The organism is Enterococcus sp. (assembly GCF_022711995.1).
Taxonomy (GTDB): domain Bacteria; phylum Bacillota; class Bacilli; order Lactobacillales; family Enterococcaceae; genus Enterococcus_D.
In genome coordinates this window covers 1-17,036 of the sequence record NZ_JALAHI010000083.1, presented here as the reverse complement: position 1 = coordinate 17,036, position 17,036 = coordinate 1, and the positions used below count along the sequence as shown (strand labels likewise).

Annotated in this window: 19 protein-coding genes and 1 riboswitch; of the genes, 13 read left to right on the top strand and 6 right to left on the bottom strand. The window is 42.3% G+C overall.

Going from position 1 to position 17,036, the window contains the following annotated elements; all coding sequences use genetic code 11:
- Nucleotides 1-71 precede the first annotated feature (71 nt).
- Nucleotides 72-251: a DUF2187 domain-containing protein gene (locus Q0A12_RS07925; RefSeq protein ID WP_291292114.1), complete on the bottom strand. Its 180-nt coding sequence runs from the start codon at nucleotides 249-251 to the stop codon at nucleotides 72-74.
- Nucleotides 252-390: 139 nt separating this feature from the next.
- Here Q0A12_RS07925 and Q0A12_RS07920 point away from each other — a divergent pair, with 139 nt between their 5' ends.
- Together Q0A12_RS07920 and nagA are read left to right on the top strand one after the other, a co-directional pair.
- Entirely contained in the window at nucleotides 391-1,248 is an 858-nt protein-coding gene (locus tag Q0A12_RS07920) for a helix-turn-helix transcriptional regulator (protein ID WP_291292113.1), read from the top strand.
- A gap of 56 nt (nucleotides 1,249-1,304) precedes the next feature.
- Nucleotides 1,305-2,450, top strand: coding sequence for an N-acetylglucosamine-6-phosphate deacetylase (gene nagA, locus Q0A12_RS07915; protein ID WP_291292112.1), 1,146 nt, complete (start codon nucleotides 1,305-1,307; stop codon nucleotides 2,448-2,450).
- Nucleotides 2,451-2,630: 180 nt separating this feature from the next.
- Here nagA and Q0A12_RS07910 read toward each other — a convergent pair whose 3' ends face one another.
- Entirely contained in the window at nucleotides 2,631-3,227 is a 597-nt protein-coding gene (locus Q0A12_RS07910; RefSeq protein WP_291292111.1) for an aromatic acid exporter family protein, read from the bottom strand.
- A 96-nt stretch (nucleotides 3,228-3,323) separates the two neighbouring features.
- Between Q0A12_RS07910 and Q0A12_RS07905 the strand changes: the two genes are divergently transcribed.
- On the top strand, nucleotides 3,324-4,274 hold the full coding sequence (locus Q0A12_RS07905) for an aromatic acid exporter family protein (protein WP_291292110.1): 951 nt from the start codon (nucleotides 3,324-3,326) through the stop codon (nucleotides 4,272-4,274).
- Nucleotides 4,275-4,323: 49 nt separating this feature from the next.
- Here Q0A12_RS07905 and Q0A12_RS07900 read toward each other — a convergent pair whose 3' ends face one another.
- A complete protein-coding gene (locus Q0A12_RS07900) occupies nucleotides 4,324-5,280 on the bottom strand; it encodes a Gfo/Idh/MocA family oxidoreductase (RefSeq protein ID WP_291292109.1) in 957 nt (318 codons plus the stop codon).
- Between the two features lie 125 nt (nucleotides 5,281-5,405).
- On the opposite strand from Q0A12_RS07900, the gene Q0A12_RS07895 reads away from it, so the two are divergent.
- The 9 genes from Q0A12_RS07895 (at nucleotide 5,406) to purB (ending at nucleotide 13,254) form a co-directional block, all read left to right on the top strand.
- Nucleotides 5,406-5,909: a hypothetical protein gene (locus Q0A12_RS07895; protein WP_291292108.1), complete on the top strand. Its 504-nt coding sequence runs from the start codon at nucleotides 5,406-5,408 to the stop codon at nucleotides 5,907-5,909.
- Nucleotides 5,910-5,922: 13 nt separating this feature from the next.
- Nucleotides 5,923-6,744 (top strand): M15 family metallopeptidase, encoded by an 822-nt coding sequence (locus tag Q0A12_RS07890; protein WP_291292107.1) that lies wholly within the window; start codon nucleotides 5,923-5,925, stop codon nucleotides 6,742-6,744.
- Nucleotides 6,737-7,339, top strand: a complete 603-nt coding sequence (locus tag Q0A12_RS07885; protein WP_291292106.1) for a glycoside hydrolase family 73 protein — start codon at nucleotides 6,737-6,739, stop codon at nucleotides 7,337-7,339. The genes Q0A12_RS07890 and Q0A12_RS07885 overlap by 8 nt, the downstream gene beginning before the upstream one ends.
- 20 nt (nucleotides 7,340-7,359) lie before the next feature.
- Nucleotides 7,360-8,040, top strand: coding sequence for a hydrolase (locus Q0A12_RS07880; RefSeq protein WP_291292105.1), 681 nt, complete (start codon nucleotides 7,360-7,362; stop codon nucleotides 8,038-8,040).
- Between the two features lie 87 nt (nucleotides 8,041-8,127).
- Nucleotides 8,128-8,225, top strand: a riboswitch (purine riboswitch).
- Nucleotides 8,226-8,299: 74 nt separating this feature from the next.
- On the top strand, nucleotides 8,300-8,881 hold the full coding sequence (locus Q0A12_RS07875; protein ID WP_291292104.1) for a xanthine phosphoribosyltransferase: 582 nt from the start codon (nucleotides 8,300-8,302) through the stop codon (nucleotides 8,879-8,881).
- Entirely contained in the window at nucleotides 8,881-10,185 is a 1,305-nt protein-coding gene (locus Q0A12_RS07870) for a nucleobase:cation symporter-2 family protein (protein WP_291292103.1), read from the top strand. The genes Q0A12_RS07875 and Q0A12_RS07870 overlap by 1 nt, the downstream gene beginning before the upstream one ends.
- Nucleotides 10,186-10,344: 159 nt before the next feature.
- On the top strand, nucleotides 10,345-10,830 hold the full coding sequence (gene purE, locus Q0A12_RS07865) for a 5-(carboxyamino)imidazole ribonucleotide mutase (protein ID WP_291292102.1): 486 nt from the start codon (nucleotides 10,345-10,347) through the stop codon (nucleotides 10,828-10,830).
- Nucleotides 10,823-11,941, top strand: a complete 1,119-nt coding sequence (purK, locus tag Q0A12_RS07860) for a 5-(carboxyamino)imidazole ribonucleotide synthase (protein WP_291292150.1) — start codon at nucleotides 10,823-10,825, stop codon at nucleotides 11,939-11,941. Before purE ends, purK begins: the two co-directional genes overlap by 8 nt.
- A gap of 14 nt (nucleotides 11,942-11,955) precedes the next feature.
- Nucleotides 11,956-13,254: an adenylosuccinate lyase gene (purB, locus tag Q0A12_RS07855; RefSeq protein WP_291292101.1), complete on the top strand. Its 1,299-nt coding sequence runs from the start codon at nucleotides 11,956-11,958 to the stop codon at nucleotides 13,252-13,254.
- A gap of 62 nt (nucleotides 13,255-13,316) precedes the next feature.
- Here purB and Q0A12_RS07850 read toward each other — a convergent pair whose 3' ends face one another.
- The 3 genes from Q0A12_RS07850 to Q0A12_RS07840 all read right to left on the bottom strand — a co-directional run bounded on the left by Q0A12_RS07850 (nucleotide 13,317) and on the right by Q0A12_RS07840 (nucleotide 16,461).
- A complete protein-coding gene (locus Q0A12_RS07850) occupies nucleotides 13,317-15,365 on the bottom strand; it encodes a penicillin-binding transpeptidase domain-containing protein (protein WP_291292100.1) in 2,049 nt (682 codons plus the stop codon).
- A 32-nt stretch (nucleotides 15,366-15,397) separates the two neighbouring features.
- Nucleotides 15,398-15,985 (bottom strand): DUF1054 domain-containing protein, encoded by a 588-nt coding sequence (locus Q0A12_RS07845; protein WP_291292099.1) that lies wholly within the window; start codon nucleotides 15,983-15,985, stop codon nucleotides 15,398-15,400.
- An 89-nt stretch (nucleotides 15,986-16,074) separates the two neighbouring features.
- Nucleotides 16,075-16,461, bottom strand: a complete 387-nt coding sequence (locus tag Q0A12_RS07840; protein ID WP_291292098.1) for a hypothetical protein — start codon at nucleotides 16,459-16,461, stop codon at nucleotides 16,075-16,077.
- A gap of 264 nt (nucleotides 16,462-16,725) precedes the next feature.
- On the opposite strand from Q0A12_RS07840, the gene Q0A12_RS07835 reads away from it, so the two are divergent.
- The coding region (locus tag Q0A12_RS07835) for a phosphoribosylaminoimidazolesuccinocarboxamide synthase (protein WP_291292097.1) at nucleotides 16,726-17,036 on the top strand (311 nt) is incomplete at its 3' end.

Genomic DNA, 17,036 nt, shown 5'->3' with positions numbered 1-17,036 from the left:
GGAGGAGCAGGAACCGATGTTTTTTTGATTGATCGAGTCTCTCTGAGTCAATGTACTTTGTGGCATATGCTTTACTCAGCAGTCTGCTGACATTGTTTTTTACTGATGATCATTCGATCATTGAATTTTTCCAGCATTTCTTCGCTGGGGTCTGTCACTTGCACAAGAACGGAATTTTCATATTCCCGTTCGATCTTGCCGGCATAAACTTTGCCTTCCCAAGTGAAGGTGACGGTGCTGTTGATCGTCATAGAATCACCTCGTTTTAAAATGTTAAAAAATACCAACATATTGTTGGAATTGCTTTCCTTTTTGCTATTATGTGCTAAAATAAAGAAAATTAAAAATGCGAATTCGCATTTTTTAAGTCGGGAAAGTTGGAGGGAACTCATGGCAAATTCACAAGAATCCTTTGGACAAATCATTCGTACGTTTCGTAAAAAGCGTAAGATGACACAAAAGATGCTGGCAGAAGATATTTGTTCGCAAAGTGTACTGAGTCGGATCGAAAACAATGAAGAGTTGCCAAATGTATTAGTCATGCACCAAATCTGCCAGCGGCTAGGTGTTACATTGGATCAAGTAATGATGCTCCATTCAGAGGAGATCAATCGTACCAACCAAGTATTCGCACAAATGGAAAACCATTTTGTTCATAAAGAATACCAAGAGTTATTGACCAAGCTGCAAGATAAATCAATTATGGACTATCTCTATCTAGATGCAGATATGCAAATGTATTACTATTATCTTGGCAGTTGCGAATACTTTTTATTTCAAGATTATGAAACTGCTTTGGAAGACCTTAAAAAAGGATTGTCCTATTCGTATCAGCAAGATAAAACCAATATTTCTGTCATGGAGATTCGCCTGCTAAGCTGTATGGGTCGCGTCTATAGCGATATGCAGCAACTGGAAGAAGCGCGGTTTTATTTGGAAAAAAGTTACCATGGGCTGCATATTTTGCCAGCAGAACGAATGATCACGACCCTCGCGAAGGTGTTCTATAATTATGCTATTTTTTTGGCAAAACAGAAGGAATTTACTGCCGCATTGCAAATTATCGAAGAGGGCATTGATCTTGCAAGGGAAAAAAACAGTTTCTATTTTTTAGAAGAATTATTTGAGTTGAAAGGGCATGTTTTCGAGTCATTGGACAACCAGCAAGCAGCCGATGAAAGTTTCGCACTCTACCAAGCAGTGGTCAATATTCGGAAATCTTCTAGAAATGGTGTAGACCTTTCTTGACTTCTTACCCAAATAAGAGTAATTTTAAGGAAGAAAAGAAATAAGGAGCGATCAAGATGAAAACATACATTTATGCGGACAAATTCTTTTTGAAGTCAGCTGTGCATGGGGCAGGTTACTTAGAAATCATTGATGGCAAATTTGGCGACATTGTCAATGAAGTGCCTGAAAATGCGGAAATAAAGGATTACTCTGGCCAATGGATAGCACCAGGACTGGTTGATACCCATATCCATGGTTTCATGAACCACGATGTCATGGACAATGATGCAGAAGGAATCAAAGCGATGTCAGAAGGATTATTGTCTTGTGGTGTAACTTCTTTCTTGCCCACGACATTAACTTCCAGCAAAGAACGTCTAAGAGATGTAGCCGAAACCGTCGGACAAGTCAAAGATTCTGTAACTGGTGCGAAAATCCAAGGAATCTATTTTGAAGGACCTTTCTTTACGGAAGAACACAAAGGAGCCCAAAACCCTATCTACTTTGGTGATCCAGACATTGATACCTTCCATGAATGGCAAGAAGCTTCTGGGGGCATCATCAAGAAAATTGCCTTAGCACCAGAGCGACAAGGGGTTGCTGATTTTGTTTCCCAAGTAACAGAAGAAGGTGTCGTGGTTGCACTAGGTCATAGCAATGGGACTTTACAGGAAGCTGAAGCTGCTGTTGAAGCAGGGGCGAGTGTGTTTGTTCATGCCTATAACGGCATGAGAGGATTGAATCACCGTGAACCGGGGATGGTCGGGGCTTTACTTTCCTTAAAAGAAGTCTTTTCCGAATTGATTTGCGATGGTCATCATGTGCATCCGCAAGCAGCGGAAATCCTAATGGACAAAGCCGGCCATGACCATGTTGCTTTGATCACTGACTGTATGATGGCTGGCGGTATGCCGGATGGTGATTATATTCTTGGCGAGTTTCCTGTCGTTGTAAAAGATGGCACAGCCCGTCTAAAAGAAGGCAATTTAGCTGGAAGTATTTTAAAATTAAAAGAAGCAATCAAAAATGTCGTTGAATGGGAGATCGCAACCCCACAAGAAGCCATCATGATGGCGAGTCTTGTGCCAGCAATCAGCTGTAAAATCGATGACAAATGCGGCATGATCAAAAAAGGTCGGGCAGCTGATTTCATCGTTTTAGACCCTGAAATGAATTTACAGGCGACCTATTTAGATGGTGTTTGCCGATACGAAGCTTAACGAAAAAACACAGATCACCTTTCGGCGGTCTGTGTTTTTTTGCAAAAACGTTTAAAAGTCTTGCCTTGGTCAAAGACGTGGCATCCGCTTAAACGAACTCTTTTTTAAAGTAACAATTACCATGGGAAGTCCCACGCATTTCAACTAGTGAAGACTATCAGAAGCCATTGTGAAGTACGACTATTTTGGGGCTTGCTGTTTCGAGATTTCTTCTTGTACATCTTCCAGCAGATGTTTTAATTCGGATTCTTTTTCCTGCAGCACAACGAGATCTTCTTTGATTTCTTCTTGTTTTTCTTTTTCAGGAGGTCTTAAAACAAAGTTGATGAAGATGGCGATCAATGTTCCAATGAACGTGTCCAACACACGATCTAATGCAAAAATAAACGATTCCCCTTGAGGAACACTGAGGGTGATCAACAGCATCGTAGCAATACCGGAAATAATACCGGAATTGTTATTGATGCCGTCTGAAAGGACGATAATAAAAGCGACTAAAGCGGGCAACACCAGTAATTCAATTAAAAAATCGTTATGGAAATACTGCTTTAGGAAGAAATAGAGGATGGCGGTAGCACCGCCAATCGAATTTCCTAAGACACGGGACTTTCCAAAAGAAAGAGTAGTTGTCAAATCTTGTCGTAATGAGAAAACGGCGGAAAGGGCGGCGATCAAGGGCTGTCCCCGATTCAAAAATCGAAACAGTAAGATACACAGCATGACAGCCAGTGCAGTTTTTATCGTTCGCATGCCTAATCGAAAGCGGCCAAATTGCATGATCCTTCTCCTCCTTTCCTTTAATCATAACCAAACTAACCGATAAATTCTAGTGAAATCCCTTTTTGTTTAGTATACTTTGAAAGGAGGTGCAGAATGAAAATTGGTATGAGAACAGTCAAGACCGCGATTGCGTCGGGATTATCGATGGCAGTAGCTCAGGCGATTGGGTTATTATATGCGCCGGCTGCCGGGATCATTGCGATTTTGAGCGTCGGCAACACAAAGAAAACATCCCTTTATACAGGGATTGGCCGCTTGGTCTCATTGGCACTGGCTACCTTTTTGGCGTTTATCAGCTTTACGTTGGTGGGGTACCATCCACTAGGTTTTGTGCTCTTTTTGTTTTTGTTCATCCCTATGGCTGTCCGTTTTTCTTTGACCGATGGCATCGTGGTCAACTCTGTGCTAGTAACCCATTATTTAATGGAAGCTTCCTTTGCTTGGCGCTTGATCGTCAATGAATTCTTGCTGATGATTTTGGGCGTGGGATTCGCATTAGTCTTTAATCTGTATATGCCGGATGGAGAAAAAGAACTCAAAAAGTTGCAACAGGAAACGGAAAAGACTTTTAAAAGACTTTTAAAAGATATGTCTGAACATTTGAACCAGCCTTCCCGATTGACCTTGCAAGGGCAATGTCAGGAATTGCTGACAAAGATTCGTTTAGGGCAAGAAAAAGCTCGTCTTCACCAAGAAAACCAATGGAATCAGAAAAACAGCTATTACGAAGCCTACTTTTCGATGCGTCGCGCACAGGTTCGTCTGCTAACGGAAATGATTGATTTGTTGCGTGTCATTTGGGTGGAAGAAGTTTACACGGAAAAATTTCGGGCTCTGTTGTTGTATACAGCAGAAACACTTGATGAAACAAATGACGGGGAGGAGCTTCTAGCAAGGATCGAAGAATTGTATCAAGATTATCGACAAAAGCCTTTACCTCGGTCAAGGGAAGAATTTGAAAATCGGGCGCAACTCTTTCAATTTTTGCAGTCCTTTAAACGATTTATTGAAATCAAAGCCGAATTTGCGGAAAGGTACCGCTAAGAAAAAAACGACTGCCAAGGGAAGCATCGCCTTAAGCAGTCGTTTCTTTTTAGTTTGCTTGCCGCCAAAAGTGCTGCATCTGGTCTAAGACATCAATGACATCACTGGTTAGCTGGATTGAACCTGTTGAGGTACCCTCGATGGTTTTGATCATATTAGCGACTTCATAATTTAAGGATTGGCTGGTATCTCCAGTTTCAATGAACTCATGGGAGCCATCACGGTAGTGGATTGTCGCTTTGTCCCCTCGATTATAGTCATCAATTGTAATATAGCCCTCTTCAAAAGCTACGATTCCTGTTTGGGGCATTGTTGCTTGAAAAGTCAAAGTCACACTGGCCATCTCATCGGCACGATTACGTAAAATCGTCACGGATTGTTCATCTACGCCGGTCTCGAAAGGCTTCATGCTGCTGAATATAACCTCGGGTGCCTCACTCATGAAAAAGCGGGCAAAAGAGACAGCGTAGGTGCCAATATCCAATAAGGCACCACCGCCTAAATCAGGATTGAAAAAGCGGTTTTCAGGATCAGGTTCTTTGTAACTACCAAAGGGCGCTTGGATCATTTTCAATTTTCCTAATTTACCAGAAGCAATGATTTCTTTTAGTTGCTGATAAAGGGGCAAGTTGAAGATGGTCATCGCTTCTTCTAAAATCAATTCTTTTTCTTTAGCTAAAGCCAGAGCGTCAGCCAGTTCATCTTTACTTGTAGTGATCGCTTTTTCGCAGAGAACGTGTTTTCCAGCTTGCAATGCGGCCATGATATAGTGATAGTGAATATGATTAGGGACGGCAATATAGACGATGTCGATCTTGGGATCCGCCAACATTGCCTCGGGGGATTCATAAGCCTGAGGAATCGAAAAACGTTTGGCAAATGCTTGAACTTTTGGGTAACGACGGGCGCTGACTCCATACAATTCGCTAGCATCGCTAGCAAACCCAGCAGCAAAATGGGTGGCGATATCTCCGAGGCCAATCATGCCCCAACGATAGGTGTTCATTTTCGATCATCTCCTTCGTCTTTAGTATAGCAAATCTCTGTGAATCTTAAAAATATTGCAAAGCCAAAGTTAAAAGTTCCATTTATGCCCAGCTTTCAGTAAAATAGAAATAGGAGGGATGTAGGATGCATAACGTGTCTATTGCAATTATTTTAAGTACAGTGATTGAGCAATATTCAACAGAAGCTCGTTTTTATGAAACACAGCTTGGAATCAATCAAGAACAGTGGGAGGCTTGGAAAAACGGCACAGCCAGTCTGTCTCCTGCGGAAAATCAGAAAATCAAATTGCTATTCTCTGACTACGAATGGATGCTGATTCAAAAAATCGTTCGTCAAACAGTGATCTATCCTGAAAAGAGAACCAGCGCAGTGGCTGAATTCAAGAAAATGAAGACCCAGATTGCCCGTACATGGCTAGCTAATGATTTGGCAAAAGTAGAATTATTAACACAATCTGAAGAAAGTACCCAATACCTTGATTTAAGAGTCAGCATTACGTATGATGAATGGGGCTACGACGACATTTTAAATTTTCGTCTGCCAGCTTTTGTCCAACAACAAATCAAGAATGAAAAAATTGAGTTGTTGGCCTGGGTCAAAGAGAATTTAGAAGAAACATATAATTAAAGGTAGGGTTTTTTTGAATAAATATTTTGGGATCATTGCTGCTGCAGGCTTTCTGCTTATAACTTTGGCAGTCGCTTTGCAGCAGGAACATGCAGAAAGCGCAATAAATACAAAAACTAGTAAAACAATCGCCAAGACTGAAACCACAAGCAGTCAAACAGAAGGATCAAGTCATAGTAACAAGCCAAAACAAATTACCCACAAGATCAAGGATTTTCCTAAGGTAACCGCCGAGGATTGGTCACTGGTTTTAGTTGGCCCTTTGAATAAAGGATCCGAAATCGAGACGGGGGGATTGGCCAAACTTTCAAACGGGTATCTTGTGGACAAGCGAATCGTTTCGGACTATGAAAAACTTAAAGCCGCCGCTGAAAAAGCGGGTCATCCATTAGTGATGATCTCTGCTTTTCGTTCGATTGCTTCGCAAAAGGCTGTTTTTGATCAGAATGTCACGATGCTGATGAATCAAGGACAAAGCAAAGAAAAGGCCATCGAAACAACGAAGCGGACCATGACAGAACCCGGTTACAGCGAACACCATACGGGCCTAGCATTGGATGTAGTGGATCGACAATGGTACAATTCGTATCCGGACACCGTATTAGATCATCAATTTGGTGAGACGGATGGCGGCAAATGGCTGCAAGAACACGCTCGGGAATATGGATTTATCATTCGTTATCCCGAAGGAAAACAGGCCATTACCAAGATTGATTATGAACCTTGGCATCTACGCTATGTTGGGGTTGAAACTGCTACATATATCGAAAAACATCAACTGACTCTGGAAGAATTTCTAGAGCAAGTAAAAGAACAGGAGAGAGAAAATGAGTAAACGACGCAAAAAAAACAATACTCGATTGCCTTTTGTCTTTTTGGGCATCCTCCTGATTGGACTTGCTTTTATTTTTTCAATGAAGAGTTTAGCTGACCCGCTGCCCAAACAAGAGGATACAAGTGAGGAAATGACCCAGCAGGAGTTTATTGATCGCATCGCGCCTCATGCGAAGGAGCTGCAAGCTGGCTACGGAATTTTACCTAGCATTATTTTAGGCCAAGCCATCTTGGAGTCTGACTGGGGTAAAAGCACTTTAGCAAGTGAATACAATAATCTTTTTGGCATCAAAGCATTTGGTCATAGTAAAAAAGTGACATTGGACACCCAAGAGTTTTATAATGAACAATGGGTGACGATTCAAGGGGATTTTCGCGTTTATGACTCCTGGGAAGAGTCTATGGATGACCATACGATGCTCTTTGTTAATGGAGTAGACTGGAATCCCGCGCTGTACGTGAATGTCTTGTCGGCAACCGACTACAAAACAGCTGCCAAAGCATTACAAGAGGCTGGCTATGCCACAGACCCCGATTATGCGGACAAGATCATTCGAGTGATCGAAACCTATCATTTAAATCAATACGACCAATAGACGGAAAGAAGTGGGTGCTTATGGAAGAAAAATACATGCCAAAGATCACAACGGAACTGCGAAAAGATATCGTGAAAGTTCCTAAAGTGATCAGACAAGCCAGCGGGATCCAAATTTTTGGCAAACAAATCCGCTCAATCATTTTTACCACAGATATCGCGATCATTCGCAACACCAATGCGGATGCGGTGATTGCTGTCTATCCTTTCACCCCGCACCCAGCAATTACGAAAGCAATTATCGAAGCAGCTGATATCCCCGTATTTTCAGGGGTAGGCGGCGGCTTGACACAAGGTTTCCGTTCTTCTTATATGAGTATGTTTGCAGAAGCGCAAGGATCCATCGGTGTCGTGCTGAATGGCCCGACACCATTGAAAACGGTGGAGCAGGTATGTAAGGTCATCGATATTCCGGTGGTCAGTACCGTAACCAGCAAATATACTAAAATCGATGAGAAATTGAAATTAGGTGTAAAAGTGATCAATATCAGTGCTGGCAAAAAAACAGCTGAGACGGTCGCCTATTTTCGTGAACGCTACCCTGAGTTGCCGATCATCGCTACTGGGGGGCCAACGGATGAAAGCATCATAGAGACCATCGAAGCCGGTGCCAATGCGATCACCTATACGCCTCCTTCCAACGGTGAGCTGTTTAGTAAAAAGATGCAGCACTATCGCGAAATAGAAAAAGCGGACGAGTGATTCCTAAACCAGTAAATGAGAATTTTCTTATTTTGGAAGAGCTTTCTAAGCTTGCCTTTTTAATTAATTTTCGGCATAATCGAACCTATCATTCATAAAAAATTCACTTGTATATCGTCGTAATATGGTCGACAGTCTCTACCCGATACCGTAAATATCGGACTATAAGTAAGAAAAGTGCCGTTGATGCACCTTTTTTGCTTTAGCAAAAAAGGTGTTTTTTGTCGATAGGCCTAAATGGAAAGGAAAGAGGTACAGGATGAAAAAGTTGATCGAACGGATCGAAAAAGATGGGAATGTTTTAGGTGATGGCGTTCTGAAAGTTGATAGTTTTTTAACTCACCAAGTGGATCCAGAATTGATGCAGGAAATCGGCATGACATTCGCCAAACGATTTCAAGCAGAGCATATCACTAAAGTTGTCACCATCGAGGCTTCAGGGATTGCACCAGCGATGTTTACGGCGCAAACCCTCGGTGTGCCAATGATCTTTGCCCGTAAAGCCAAAAGCTTGACGATGGATGAAGAATTATTGACCGCTTCGGTATATTCCTTTACCAAGCAAGTCACGAGTCAAGTATCGATTTCTCGAAAATTTTTATCTGCGGAAGACAATGTATTGATCATTGACGACTTTTTAGCAAATGGCCAAGCGGCAAAAGGATTGATCGAATTGTGTCAGCAAGCAGGGGCAACCGTTGCTGGTATCGGGATCGTTATTGAAAAATCTTTCCAATCTGGTCGGGCATTGCTTGAAGAAATGTCGATTCCTGTTGTGTCGTTAGCTCGAATCGCTTCCTTATCTGAAGGCAAGGCAACTTTCTTGGAGGGTGACGCTTGATGAAGGAACAAAATGGACGTTCTGCTGTTTTAGGATTACAGCATTTATTAGCGATGTACGCCGGCGCTGTGGCAGTGCCGTTATTGATTGGGACTGGTCTAGGATTTAACGAAGCCCAAATGACTTATTTGATTTCTATCGATATTTTTATGTGTGGGGTAGCCACATTGCTGCAATTGACCGTCACTCGGTTCTTTGGGATCGGATTACCTGTTGTCTTAGGCTGTGCCATCCAAGCCGTTTCCCCATTGATTTTGATTGGAACCAAATCAGGGATCGGTGCCATTTATGGGGCTATTATTGCTTCAGGTATTTTTGTGGTATTGATCTCCGGTTTCTTTTCAAAAATCAAAGTTTTGTTTCCTCCTTTAGTAACAGGGACTGTCATCACAGTAATCGGCTTAACGTTGATTCCTGTAGCCATCACGAAAATCGGTGGCGGAGATGCTGCCGCAGCTTCCTTTGGCGCAACGGACAATTTACTTTTAGGCTTTGTGACGATTGCATTAATTATCGGTATTCAGATTTTTGCTAAAGGATTTCTACGATCAATTGCTGTTTTGATCGGTTTGATCGGGGGAACTTTGTTAGCAGCTGTCTTAGGCTTAGTTGATTTATCAGCGATTTCTCACGCACCAGTCTTTCATCTGCCACAGCCTTTTTATTTTGGATTACCTACCTTTGATATTTGGTCGATTTTATTGATGATCATTATTTCAATCGTTAGTATGGTGGAGTCCACGGGTGTCTATTTTGCACTGGGGGATATCACAGGAAAACCGATTTCCGCAGAATCACTCAAAAAAGGTTATCGAGCAGAAGGGCTAGCCGTGATCTTAGGCGGGATCTTCAATACATTCCCTTATACAGGCTTTTCTCAAAACGTGGGGCTGGTTCAGTTATCTGGGATCAAAACCCGTAAACCGATTTATTTTTCTGCGATCTTTTTGATTATTTTAGGTTTGTTTCCGAAAGTCGGCGCGCTGGCACAAATCATCCCTGAAGCTGTACTAGGCGGTGGGATGTTAGTGATGTTTGGTATGGTGGCGGTTCAAGGAATGAGAATGTTGTCGAAAGTCGATTATACAAATGATAAAAACTTGCTGATCATCGCTATTTCTCTTGGCTTCGGCTTGGGCTTCAATATCATGCCTACACTCTTTAGCCGTCTGCCTGAAACCCTGCAAATGTTTACCGGTAACGGAATCGTGATGAGTAGTATGACGGCCATCATTTTAAACCTTTTATTCAATGGCTTTCCCAAAAAAGAAGCAGTCGAATCAGGAGAATTTAACGAAGTTTGATATCTGAAAGCATTCTGAGCAGGATGCTTTTTTTTATTTAAAAAGCAATCGATAAAAAGCGAACGATAGAGTAATTTATTTTGATATAGTTCGATTTTTCTTTGACTTTGCCGAGGCGACTTGCTAGTATTTAAATGAATAATCGAAGGAGGTTGTCTTATGGAACAAGTAGCAGTCATTATGGGCAGTACATCTGACTGGGAGACGATGAAACACAGCTGTGAGATTTTGGAGGAGCTGGAGATTCCTTATATCAAGAAGGTTGTCTCTGCTCACCGGACACCAGATTTGATGTTTTCTTTTGCCGAAAATGCACGAGCAGAAGGACTGAAAGTCATTATTGCTGGCGCTGGGGGTGCCGCTCATCTACCGGGGATGGTCGCTGCCAAAACGACATTGCCTGTGATTGGGGTGCCGGTCCAATCACGAACATTGAATGGCTTGGATTCACTGCTTTCCATCGTACAGATGCCTGGAGGGGTTCCAGTTGCCACCACGGCTATCGGAAAAGCTGGTGCAATCAACGCTGGACTACTTGCAGCTCAGATGCTTTCCATGTATGATTTAGGAATAGCGGAAAAGTTGGATCAACGAAGAAAGACGTTGAAAGAAAAAGTAGTGGAAAGTAGTGATCAACTTGATTAAACCTTTGATGCCCAATGCAACGATCGGAATCGTTGGCGGCGGACAATTGGGGCGTATGATGGCAATGAGTGCCAAAAAAATGGGGTTTCGTGTCGGTGTGCTGGATCCAACAGCCAATTGCCCGACTGCACAAGTAGCTGACTGGCATATTGTCGCTGCTTATGACGATGTCTTTGCTCTTGAAGAAATGGCACGGCGTTCCGATGTGATTACGTATGAATTTGAGAATGTCAGTGTGGAGGCGCTGAATTCGATTTTACCTTATGCCAATATCCCTCAAGGAACGGATTTACTGGCAATTACTCAAGATCGTTTGTTAGAAAAATCTTTTTTAGAAGCCAATAATATTGTGATCGCCCCTTATGCAACGATTATTAGTCCTACCGATATTCAAGATGCCATCGAGAGTATCGGCTATCCTTGTGTGTTGAAAACAACTCGTGGCGGGTATGATGGCAAAGGACAATATGTATTGTATAGTACGGCGGACTTAGCCCCTTCGATGAATCTTTTGCGGGAAGGAACCTGTGAGCTAGAAGCATGGATCCCTTACGATAAAGAACTCTCGATCCTAGTGGCAGGAAATGGTCGGGAAATCACGACATTCCCTGTGGTGGAGAATGTTCATCGCAACAATATCTTGCATCAAACAATTGCCCCGGCACGCATTGACTCTGATGTGGCTCAAGAGGCTGAACGGATTGCTCGTGTAATTGCGGAAGCTCTTGATCTACGTGGCGTTTTGGCGATCGAGCTGTTCCTAACAAAAAGTGGCGGTCTTTACGTCAATGAATTGGCACCTCGGCCACATAATTCAGGTCATTACTCGATTGAAGCCTGTTCGATGAGTCAATTTGATGCCCATGTCCGGGGCATTTGCGGTTGGCCGTTAGCAGAAGTTAGCTTATTAAGTGATGCCGTTATGGTGAATATTTTAGGCGATGAACTCGTTGAGACCTATGATTTGATTGCCCATAAGTCAGACTGGCAATTCCATTATTACGGTAAAGAAGAAGCGAAGAAGGGCCGCAAAATGGGCCATATTACAATACTGACTGAAGATTTATCTGACACGTTGGAAGAAATCTATCAGACGAACATTTGGGATTAAAGGAGATTAAAAGCATGTTAGAGCGTTATACAAGACCAGAGATGGGCAACATTTGGACCGATCAAAATCGTTATCAGGCATGGTTAGAAGTAGAAATCTTAGCCGATGAGGCATGGGCCGAACTTGGTGAGATTCCTAAAGAAGATGTCCAAAAAATTAGAGAAAAAGCAACTTTCGATATCGATCGTATTTTAGAGATCGAAGCACAGACCCGTCATGATGTGGTCGCATTCACACGGGCTGTCTCTGAATCCCTTGGTGAGGAAAGCAAGTGGGTCCATTACGGGTTGACTTCAACGGATGTGGTAGATACCGCTTATGGCTACTTGATGAAGCAAGCCAATGACTTGATCCGTAAAGATCTAGAAACATTCACAGCCATCATTGGCGAAAAAGCCAAAGAACACAAATATACAGTTATGATGGGGCGGACCCATGGCGTACATGCGGAGCCAACGACATTTGGTCTGAAACTAGCATTGTGGTACTCTGAAATGAAACGCAACATGGAGCGATTTGAACGAGCAGCAGCTGGCGTTGAAGCGGGAAAAATCAGCGGTGCAGTAGGTACCTTCGCCAATATTCCGCCATTTGTTGAAGAGTATGTATGCAACAAGTTGGGGATTCGTCCCCAAGAAATCTCGACGCAAGTGTTGCCAAGAGACCTCCACGCCGAATATTTTGCTGCCATGGCATTGATTGCCACCAGCATTGAAAAGTTTGCGACAGAAATTCGCGGTTTGCAAAAATCAGAAACGAGAGAAGTGGAGGAATTCTTTGCGAAAGGTCAAAAAGGCTCCTCTGCCATGCCGCATAAACGCAATCCGATTGGTTCGGAAAATATGGCAGGATTGGCACGGGTGATTCGCGGTCATATGTTAACCGCCTATGAGAATGTTTCCCTATGGCATGAACGGGACATCTCCCATTCTTCTGCTGAACGGATCATTATCCCGGATACGACGATTTTGCTTGATTATATGCTCAATCGCTTCGGAAACATCGTCAAAAATCTGACGGTCTTTCCAGAAAATATGAAACGCAACATGAATGCTACTTTTGGCTTGATTTATAGTCAACGGGTCATGTTGAAACTGATCGACCATGGCATGACACGGGAACAAGCCTATGATCTTGTTCAACCGAAAACGGCTCAAGCGTGGGATGAACAACGAGATTTTCGTCCATTGTTAGAAGCTGACGAAACCATCATGTCTACATTGAGTGAAGCAGAATTAGATGATGCCTTTGATTATCATCATCATTTGAAGCAAGTGGATACGATTTTTACACGGGTAGGATTAGGGGAATAAGTCAAGAAATCCAAAAAGGCACGCTGTTTGTTGAAGCAGCGTGTCTTTTTAGGTTATTTTGTTTAGTTGTAATTTTCGGAAAGGTAAGTCAAAAGATCTGGAGCCAACGCAGTAGCAGAAGAATCTTCTTGCCGATCTTCAAGCATGGACACCATCAAATACTTTTGATTTTGGGCATCGAAAGCAAACAAGAAACTATTTTCTTGGCCTTTTTCATCTTGTTTTTCTTTGATTTCCGCAGTACCAGTTTTGGCCGCTAAAGGCAAACCAAGCGTGGCTAGAGAATGGGCTGTTCCGTTCTCATCGGTCACCACCGCTTTCAAATCCTCATTGATCTGTGAAATCGTCTCTGACGAAATGACCTCTTTTTTCGTCTTTGTTTCTGCATCTATTAGTAATCGTGGATAAACCAGCGTGCCCTGATTGGCAAAAATAGAGTACATGGCTGCTTGTTGAATCGGATTGATCAACAATTCTCCCTGACCATAACCTGTGTCTGCTAGTAAAATCTCAGAATTGAAAGATTTGTCATTGCTGATTTGTGCAGGATTCATGGCAATTGGCAAGTCCAATTCCTCACCGAATATGAATTTATCCAAACCAGCACGGAATTTGTCTTCCCCCATCGCCAATGTTTGTTGCGCCATATAGATATTATCCGAATAGACAAGGGCGTTACGCAAGTTAACGGATGCCACATCGCTGACTCGAGTCACAAAGTAATCGCCCCAAGAGCTATCTTTTTGCCATTTCAAGCCATTGATTGAAAGGACCGTTTCCGGATCGATCGTCCCATTGTCTAAGCCAATCGCTGCTGTGACTGTCTTAAAGGTTGAACCCGGCGCGTAACCTGTTGCAAAGCGGCTGATAAAGGGCAAAGCTTTGTTGTTTTGGTAGGCATCATAGTCTTTTTGCGAAATTCCATTGGTCATTTTGTTGGGATCAAAACTTGGTGAACTTGCTAAAACTAACAGATCGCCGGTAGTTGGTTCAGTAACAACGGTAGACCCAGCTTGATCTTTTAGGGAATCAAAAGCGATTTTCTGTGCTTTGGCGTCAATCGTTAGCTGAATCGTTTTGCCATCGGATTTTTTGGTTTCGATCAGGGCTTTTTTTTCCGTACCGTTTTCATCGGTAATGGCGATTTTACCACCGTTTTTTCCTCGAAGATCTTTGTCAAATGTTGCTTCAAGTCCGGAACGGCCGATTTTTCCATTGCTGGCTAAAGTATCATCTTTTTCAATGTCTTCAGCCGTAATGTTTCCTACGTAGCCAATCAATTGGGCAGCGGCTTCACCCAATGGATAGGTTCTGCCAGTAGTTTCTTGAATGCTGGCACCGGTAGGGAGATCCGCTGTGGGTTCCAAGATTTTCAAAGGAACAAAGTAATCGTCTTGCACCCAAGATTGATCCAATGCTTGTTGAATCGCTTTTTCGGTCAAATCGAATTCTTTGGCGATCGCTTTGATTCTTGACTCTTTTTCATCGCCAGTTCCTAATTTTCCGGGAATCACTCCAAGTTGGTAAAGCGTCCCATTAGCAGCTAGTGGTGTTTTGTTGCGATCTACGATTTCACCACGAGTGGCTTCATCAACAGAAATACTTACCTTGTCTTGTCCAGCCATGTCTGGAAAAATCAAGTCAGGTGCCCAATCGATTTTTGGCTGATCTTTTTCAAATTTGATGGTTCCAGAATACTTCAGATCTTTGATTTCTCCCAAGCTAGTCGTGAGCGATAACTGATAGGAAAACTTGTAATCTGCGTCTTTTGCATCATCGCTTAAAGTGATTTTGGAACTCTTAATATTGGCGGCATCAATTCCGCTAAAAATTGTTTGATATTTTTCGGCTACTTGATCATTGGTGTAGCCATTTCTTTCTGCACTGTCAGAAAGGATCAATGCGGGCAATTGGTCGAATTTACTTTTTGAGAGATTCTCAATAAAAGAGTGGACGACTTTTTCTGCCTGATTTTGTCGTTGCTGTTTGTCATAATAGCGATAGCCGAAAAAGCCGCCTACCACAAGTAATAAAAGCAGTGGAAGAATAATCAGTAATGGTTTATTTTTTTTCGGTGTTGGCTTTTGAGAGCGGCGCTGTTGTCGTTCCATTTTTCTTAATTCCCTTCTTGATTAGGTATTGGTCACTCTTCGCGATGACGATAAAGTGGTAGCAATAATTGGTAATCAGCTAATAGCTGCTCCATTGTCAAATCAGCTATTTGTTGTTTGAGGTAGATCCTACCAATCTGTAATTCGCTTTTTTTAACTGTAGACAGCCGCTCCAAAGCAGCAGGCCATTCTTGGATTGGTTGATAGCCATAGTGTGTATGGTCGAGAGAGAGGACAAAATCTTGTGGAAGATCTTCAAACAATGCCGGGCGCTTTGACCAACAGCGAGCGATCTGCTGTTGATTTTTCGGCTGATCAATCACACTTAACCAGACAAAGACATACTCGCGATTGATACCAATTTGAAAATGAGCGTCCATTTTGTAGCCTCGTTTGTTGGGTCCGAAGGCCGCCCAAGTTTCTTCCGGTGGGTGGACACTGCGTCGCCGATGCTGCGCGACATGCAGGTAATAAGGAGAAGCGAACGCTTCGGTAAAAAAAGGGCAGATCGTTTCGCCAACTTGCTGAAAAATCGGTTGAATCTCTGTTCGGATCGCTTGCATCCGCTCTTCTAAGCCAGCGGCTTGAAAGACATCAAAACTTTTATCAGAAAATAGCATAGAGAAAATTTCCTTTCTTGTATTCTAAAAGATAGTATAACAAAAAAACACCCTTAAATACGCAATTTAGGCGTTTTTTAAGAGTGTGTTTAACTATTGACAAAATGTGGTTTTAAAGGTGAAAAGGTTTTTTCTTCATTCAACAAGTTCAGCAATGTATCCAAAAAAGTAGTTTGCATTTCTTCCATATTAAAATAGATCCGGAAGCAATAGGTGTGTTTAAAGAAGGTTTGCTGATGGATCTGATGAATGATCAATTCCTCGTTTAATCCGTTTTTATATTGGAGTACCCGCTTTCGGTGTTCTGAATAGTGAGGGCGAGTATTTTTTTTGAAGAGGCCGAATGAATAAAAAGATGTCATTTGGTTTACTGTCAACACTTGTTGAACGGCAAGTAATTCGTTGTGTAGCTGCTTTTTGTCAGTGTCCGATAAATGAGCGATAAAGCGTTGCGCTTGATTAGTCAGTGACCCCATGAATCAATTCCTCCTTGGAGATACCAATATTCACAAAAACACTATAACATGAAAAAAAAAAAATGTAAACGCTTTATGCGGTAGTGGAAATTCTAACTTGAGGAATCTAAAGAACATATTCGGGTCAAACACGAACGTTGATAAGAAAGTTTATAGATAATGTCCATAATTTTATTGACCCTTCTTCTTGGCATTGCTAGAATAGGAACCAACAAGAAGAGCTTAAATGTATATGTGAAAAAACAAACTTTAGTGAGGTGCTCGGTGGTGCAAGAACAATTGATTTACGAAGGAAAAGCAAAGAAACTATTCAAAACCGGTAAAGATAAAGAACTTCGGGTAGAATATCTGGATCAGGCGACAGCATTGAATGGATTGAAGAAAGATGCGGTTTTGGGAAAAGGGGCTCTAAATAATCAAATAACCAGTCTAATTTTTCAAGAATTGAAGAAACAGGGGATTTCCAGTCATTTTATCAAAATGTTGTCTAAACACGAACAATTAGTTTGGGAAGTTGAGATGATTCCATTGGAAGTGGTGGTTCGCAATACGGCTGCCGGTAGTTTTTCTAAGCG

What these genes read in the sequence shown, in the direction of transcription:
- Q0A12_RS07925 (WP_291292114.1), bottom strand. Translation starts at nt 251, where the DNA reads ATGACGATCAACAGCACCGTCACCTTCACTTGGGAAGGCAAAGTTTAT.
- Q0A12_RS07920 (WP_291292113.1), top strand. Translation starts at nt 391, where the DNA reads ATGGCAAATTCACAAGAATCCTTTGGACAAATCATTCGTACGTTTCGT.
- nagA (WP_291292112.1), top strand. Translation starts at nt 1,305, where the DNA reads ATGAAAACATACATTTATGCGGACAAATTCTTTTTGAAGTCAGCTGTG.
- Q0A12_RS07910 (WP_291292111.1), bottom strand. Translation starts at nt 3,227, where the DNA reads ATGCAATTTGGCCGCTTTCGATTAGGCATGCGAACGATAAAAACTGCA.
- Q0A12_RS07905 (WP_291292110.1), top strand. Translation starts at nt 3,324, where the DNA reads ATGAAAATTGGTATGAGAACAGTCAAGACCGCGATTGCGTCGGGATTA.
- Q0A12_RS07900 (WP_291292109.1), bottom strand. Translation starts at nt 5,280, where the DNA reads ATGAACACCTATCGTTGGGGCATGATTGGCCTCGGAGATATCGCCACC.
- Q0A12_RS07895 (WP_291292108.1), top strand. Translation starts at nt 5,406, where the DNA reads ATGCATAACGTGTCTATTGCAATTATTTTAAGTACAGTGATTGAGCAA.
- Q0A12_RS07885 (WP_291292106.1), top strand. Translation starts at nt 6,737, where the DNA reads ATGAGTAAACGACGCAAAAAAAACAATACTCGATTGCCTTTTGTCTTT.
- Q0A12_RS07880 (WP_291292105.1), top strand. Translation starts at nt 7,360, where the DNA reads ATGGAAGAAAAATACATGCCAAAGATCACAACGGAACTGCGAAAAGAT.
- Q0A12_RS07875 (WP_291292104.1), top strand. Translation starts at nt 8,300, where the DNA reads ATGAAAAAGTTGATCGAACGGATCGAAAAAGATGGGAATGTTTTAGGT.
- Q0A12_RS07870 (WP_291292103.1), top strand. Translation starts at nt 8,881, where the DNA reads ATGAAGGAACAAAATGGACGTTCTGCTGTTTTAGGATTACAGCATTTA.
- purE (WP_291292102.1), top strand. Translation starts at nt 10,345, where the DNA reads ATGGAACAAGTAGCAGTCATTATGGGCAGTACATCTGACTGGGAGACG.
- purB (WP_291292101.1), top strand. Translation starts at nt 11,956, where the DNA reads ATGTTAGAGCGTTATACAAGACCAGAGATGGGCAACATTTGGACCGAT.
- Q0A12_RS07850 (WP_291292100.1), bottom strand. Translation starts at nt 15,365, where the DNA reads ATGGAACGACAACAGCGCCGCTCTCAAAAGCCAACACCGAAAAAAAAT.
- Q0A12_RS07845 (WP_291292099.1), bottom strand. Translation starts at nt 15,985, where the DNA reads ATGCTATTTTCTGATAAAAGTTTTGATGTCTTTCAAGCCGCTGGCTTA.
- Q0A12_RS07840 (WP_291292098.1), bottom strand. Translation starts at nt 16,461, where the DNA reads ATGGGGTCACTGACTAATCAAGCGCAACGCTTTATCGCTCATTTATCG.